The following is a 4,084-nucleotide window of genomic DNA, read 5'->3' as shown; positions in this document are numbered from 1 at the left end:
CGGCGAGGGAAGCGGCGGGCGGGGCGGCGAGCAGGGCGCGGCGGCGGATCGTCATGGTCGTTCGGTCCCGGCGAGGATGCGGCCCATGCTGCCGGCGGGCGGGCTGGCCCGTCCAGCACCGCGCGGCGGACCGGGCGTGCCGGGACGTGTCGCGCCGGCGCCGACCGCCACCAAAACGGATCGAGGCGCCCGCCTCGATCCGGGAGGGCAAAGCCCGACCGCGCCCAGACCATCAGCCGCCGCCAGCGCGCCAGTCCACGGCGCGCAAGCCAAGCGGCCGGACGGCCGCGCCGGCGATTGAGGTCAGCAATACTCCTCCTTCACGCATCCTTCGCGTCGCCGTCATTGCCGCGCCATGATCCGCGGGCTAGTGCGGGGCCCATGGAAGCCGTCGCCCGCACGACCGAGGAAGCGCTGCGCCCCAAGCGCCTGCGCCGCCGCTCGCCGCTGAACTTCCGCCCCTGGATGCCGGGGGAGGCCTGGTCGGACGTGATGGCGCCACGGCCGATGGGCGGGCGGGTCCGCGCGGTGCGGCGGATCGTGATGGCCGTGCTCTGGACCCTGGTGTCCATCCCGATCCAGGCGGTGCTGATGCGCCTGCCAGGGCGGGCCAAGATCTCCTTCGCGCGGACCTACCATGCCGGGCTGTGCCGGCTGATCGGGCTGCGCGTTCAGGTCATCGGCGCGCCGTCCAGCGTGCCGTCGACGTTGTATGTCTCGAACCATTCCTCCTGGCTCGACATCCTCGTCCTCGGCAGCGTGCTCGAAGCCGCCTTCGTCTCGAAGGCCGAGGTCGGGCAATGGCCGGTGGTCGGCACCGTCGCGCGGCTGGGGCGCACGGTCTTCGTCAGCCGCAAGCGCAACCATACGGGGCGGGAGGCGGAGGAGATCCAGCAGCGGCTGGCCGCCGGGGACAGCATCATCCTGTTCCCCGAAGGCACCTCGAACGACGGCACGCGGGTGCTGCCCTTCCGGTCGTCCTTCCTCGCGGTCGCGGCCGATGCGCGTCAGGTGCAGCCGGTCTCGCTGGTGTACGACCGGCTGGGCGGGCTGCCGGCCTGCCGGCGCGACCGTCCGCTCTTCGCCTGGTATGGCGACATGGACATCGCGACGCATTTCTGGCGCATCGCGCGGCGGTCCGGCGCGCGGGCGACGGTGCTGCTGCATGAGCCCGCGGACCCGGCATCGTTCCCCGACCGCAAGGCGCTGACGGCGGCGGCGAGCGAGGTGGTGGCCGAGGGCGCGGCGTTGCTGCGGCAGAACCGGCCGGTGGCGCCGCTGCCGCTCGCACCGCGCTGACGCTGCGACCGCAACCGACGTTTCATCGCCAAATCCTTGACCCGACGCGGAAAGCCCGGTCAGGCTGCCCCCATGACGGTCTCGCCCGGAATCAGGGTCGCTTGACCCGCGCGGCTCCGCTGCGCATCTCCGCCGCCTCACTCCGCCGCGGCCTGCGCGGCGGCGCCGGCGGAGCCTGACCCCGATGACCACGCCCCCCGCATCCCCGAAGCGGCTGCTGATCCGCACCTGGGGCTGCCAAATGAACGTCTATGACAGCGCCCGCATGGCGGATGTGCTGGCCCCGCTCGGCTACGCGCCGACCGAGAAGGTGGAGGAGGCCGACATGGTCATCCTCAACACCTGCCACATCCGGGAAAAGGCGACGGAGAAGGTGTTCTCCGACCTCGGCCGGCTGCGGGAGGCGAAGCGCGACAAGGGCGGGGAGATGGTGATCGCCGTCGCCGGCTGCGTCGCCCAGGCGGAAGGGGCGGAGATCACCGCCCGCGCGCCCTGGGTGGACATCGTGCTGGGGCCGCAATCCTACCACCGGCTGCCGGAGATGGTCGCGCGCGCCTCCCGCGCCGCCGGCGCCGTGATCGAGACCGACTTCCCCGCCGAGGACAAGTTCGACCACCTGCCCGAACAGGCCGCGCCGCAGGGGGTGACGGCGTTCCTGACGGTGCAGGAGGGCTGCGACAAGTTCTGTTCCTTCTGCGTCGTCCCCTACACCCGCGGGGCGGAGTATTCGCGGCCCGTGGCGGCCATCCTGGCCGAGGCGCGGCGCCTGGTTTCGCTCGGGGCGCGGGAGATCACGCTGCTCGGGCAGAACGTGAACGCCTTCCATGGCGAGGGGCCGGAGGGGCGCGCCTGGACGCTGGGGCGGCTGGTCCGCGCGCTGGCGGAGATCGAGGGGCTGGCGCGCATCCGCTACACCACCTCCCACCCCCGCGACATGGATGACGACCTCATCGCCGCGCATGGCGACGTTCCCGCGCTGATGCCCTTCCTGCACCTGCCCGTGCAGTCGGGCAGCGACCGGGTGCTGAAGATGATGAACCGCGGCCACACGGCGGAGGACTACCTGCGGCTGGTCGATCGGCTGCGGGCGGGGCGGCCGGATCTCGCCCTGTCCACCGACATCATCGCCGGGCATCCGGGGGAGAGCGAAGCGGATCACGCGGCGACGCTCGCGCTGATCCGCGCCGTCGGCTTCGCCCAGGCCTTCTCCTTCAAGTATTCCTCCCGCCCGGGCACGCCGGCCTCGACCATGGCCGGGGCGGTGGAGGAGGCCACGAAGGATGCGCGGCTGGCCGAGATCCAGGCGCTGCTGCGCGACCAGCAGACGGCGTTCAACCTTTCCCGCGCCGGGATGGTGGCCGATGTGCTGGTCACCGGCCCGGGCCGGCATCCCGGCCAGATGGCCGGCCGGACGCCGTGGCTGAACCCGGTGCATTTCGAGGGGCCGGAGAGCCTCGCCGGCCGCATCGTCCCGGTGAAGATCCTCGCCGGGCACCCCAATTCACTCACCGGGGCGCTCGCCGCGCCCCCCCACCCCGACAGCAGGGAGAGAAACGCCGCTTGACCGCCACCCCCAGCCTCGCCCTCCGCGCCACCGAAGCCCGCAGCGCCGCCGAGCAACGATCGGTCACGCTGCAATTCGACGACAACGTGCTGCTGCCCATGCTCCATGGCGAGCACGACCGGCACCTGGCCCGGATCGAGCAGGTGCTCGGCGTGCGATTGTCCTCGCGCGGGAACCGGATCGCGATCTCGGGCGGGGCGGAGCGGACGGAAATGGCGGAAGCGGCGCTGCTCGCGCTGTGGAAGCGGCTGGAACAGGGGCAGCATGTGGGCACGGCGGAGGTGGAGGCGGCGCTCAGGCTCGCCGAGGGCGGCGCGGAACAGGGCGAACCCCGCCTGCCGCTCGCCGACCTGCCGGCGATCCGCACGCGCAAGGGCGCCATCGCGCCGCGATCGGCCGCCCAGGCCGCCTATATCGAGATGCTGGCGCGCCGCGAGATGGTGTTCGGCGTCGGCCCCGCCGGGACGGGCAAGACCTATCTCGCCGTGGCGCAGGGGGTGGCGCTGCTGCAGACCGGGCGGGTCGATCGCATCGTGCTCTCCCGCCCCGCCGTCGAGGCGGGGGAGAGGCTCGGCTTCCTGCCCGGGGACATGAAGGAGAAGGTCGATCCCTATCTCCGCCCCCTGTACGACGCGCTGCACGACATGCTGCCGGCCGAGCAGGTGGCCAAGCGGATCGAGCGCGGGGAGATCGAGATCGCCCCCCTCGCCTTCATGCGCGGGCGGACGCTGGCGCATTGCTACGCGATATTGGATGAGGCGCAGAACACCACCGCCGCGCAGATGAAGATGTTCCTCACCCGCATGGGGGAAGGCAGCCGGATGGTCGTGACCGGCGACCCCACCCAGGTGGACCTACCCCCCGGCCAGCCCTCGGGCCTGGCCGAGGCGCTGCGCATCCTGGAGGGGGTGGAGGGCATCGGTGTCGCGAGATTTGCCGAACGGGATGTGGTAAGGCATCCGCTCGTGGCCCGGATCGTCGCCGCCTATGGGCGGGCGGACGAGCAGTCCCGGGCGAAGAAGGAGAGGTATGGAACCGGGAAGTAGCCGTCCCGGCCGTGGTGGCGTTGATGCCGCCGGGGCTGGGCTTCGGAACGGGCCAGGGGGGATGGTGGACATCTCCGTGGTCCTGGCGGCGCCGGGCTGGCGCGCCGCCGTGAAGCGGCCCGAGGCGCTGGCGCGCAGGGCCGCCGAGGCCGCCCTGCGCGAAGCGGGCGCGGCC

3 protein-coding genes are annotated in these 4,084 nt (G+C 72.6%); all 3 read left to right on the top strand.

What is annotated here, in order from left to right:
• Positions 1 to 381: 381 nt before the first annotated feature.
• The 3 genes from HW577_RS21955 to HW577_RS21945 all read left to right on the top strand — a co-directional run bounded on the left by HW577_RS21955 (position 382) and on the right by HW577_RS21945 (position 3,909).
• Positions 382 to 1,299 (top strand): lysophospholipid acyltransferase family protein, encoded by a 918-nt coding sequence (locus tag HW577_RS21955; RefSeq protein ID WP_198378247.1) that lies wholly within the window; start codon positions 382 to 384, stop codon positions 1,297 to 1,299.
• 184 nt (positions 1,300 to 1,483) lie between these two features.
• Positions 1,484 to 2,863 (top strand): tRNA (N6-isopentenyl adenosine(37)-C2)-methylthiotransferase MiaB, encoded by a 1,380-nt coding sequence (miaB, locus tag HW577_RS21950; RefSeq protein WP_198378246.1) that lies wholly within the window; start codon positions 1,484 to 1,486, stop codon positions 2,861 to 2,863.
• Between the two features lie 98 nt (positions 2,864 to 2,961).
• Complete coding sequence (locus HW577_RS21945) at positions 2,962 to 3,909, top strand: PhoH family protein (protein WP_198378248.1); 948 nt, start codon at positions 2,962 to 2,964, stop codon at positions 3,907 to 3,909.
• Positions 3,910 to 4,084 lie beyond the last annotated feature (175 nt).

This window comes from Neoroseomonas rubea, assembly GCF_016106015.1.
GTDB classification, from domain to species: domain Bacteria; phylum Pseudomonadota; class Alphaproteobacteria; order Acetobacterales; family Acetobacteraceae; genus Neoroseomonas; species Neoroseomonas rubea.
The sequence above is the reverse complement of the archived record's forward strand: the minus strand, read 5'-3'. Positions and strand labels throughout refer to the sequence as shown.

Excerpts from the sequence above, each read along its gene's own strand:
- HW577_RS21945 (WP_198378248.1), top strand. The coding sequence starts at position 2,962 with ATGCTCCATGGCGAGCACGACCGGCACCTGGCCCGGATCGAGCAGGTG.
- HW577_RS21955 (WP_198378247.1), top strand. The coding sequence starts at position 382 with ATGGAAGCCGTCGCCCGCACGACCGAGGAAGCGCTGCGCCCCAAGCGC.
- miaB (WP_198378246.1), top strand. The coding sequence starts at position 1,484 with ATGACCACGCCCCCCGCATCCCCGAAGCGGCTGCTGATCCGCACCTGG.